This window comes from Arcobacter sp. CECT 8989 (assembly GCF_004116715.1).
Classification (GTDB): domain Bacteria; phylum Campylobacterota; class Campylobacteria; order Campylobacterales; family Arcobacteraceae; genus Halarcobacter.
Genome location: NZ_PDKE01000042.1, coordinates 1 through 682 on the forward strand (window position 1 = coordinate 1; position 682 = coordinate 682).

2 protein-coding genes are annotated in these 682 nt (G+C 46.2%); one reads left to right on the top strand and one right to left on the bottom strand.

The annotated features are described in order from the left end of the window. The first annotated feature begins 148 nt into the window (after nt 1-148). Entirely contained in the window at nt 149-472 is a 324-nt protein-coding gene (locus tag CRV02_RS14320) for an antitermination protein N (RefSeq protein WP_001564525.1), read from the top strand. Here CRV02_RS14320 and CRV02_RS14325 read toward each other — a convergent pair. Beyond that, nucleotides 473-682 (bottom strand): super-infection exclusion protein B (locus CRV02_RS14325; protein WP_208531744.1); only part of this gene is annotated, 210 nt, incomplete at its 5' end.

A 682-nucleotide genomic window follows, 5' to 3' on the forward strand; every position in this document is an offset into this window, starting at 1 on the left:
GCAGAAGGCTTTGGGGTGTGTGATACGAAACGAAGCATTGGCCGTAAGTGCGATTCCGGATTAGCTGCCAATGTGCCAATCGCGGGGGGTTTTCGTTCAGGACTACAACTGCCACACACCACCAAAGCTAACTGACAGGAGAATCCAGATGGATGCACAAACACGCCGCCGCGAACGTCGCGCAGAGAAACAGGCTCAATGGAAAGCAGCAAATCCCCTGTTGGTTGGGGTAAGCGCAAAACCAGTTAACCGCCCTATTCTCTCGCTGAATCGCAAACCGAAATCACGAGTAGAAAGCGCACTAAATCCGATAGACCTTACAGTGCTGGCTGAATACCACAAACAGATTGAAAGCAACCTGCAACGTATTGAGCGCAAGAATCAGCGCACATGGTACAGCAAGCCTGGCGAACGCGGCATAACATGCAGTGGACGCCAGAAAATTAAGGGAAAATCGATTCCTCTTATCTAGTTACTTAGATATTGGCCTTGGCTTTATCTCAATATTATATGGATCATAGCTGGCAACTAATTCAGTCCAGTAAATATCCTCAATAGGGAATAATATATGCTTTCCATTCCATCGGGAAAAAGTTTTGTTCAACACACCAAGCTCAATCAACTCACTAATGTATGGGAATTGTTTTGATGTAACCACATACTTCCTGCCTTCATTAAGGGC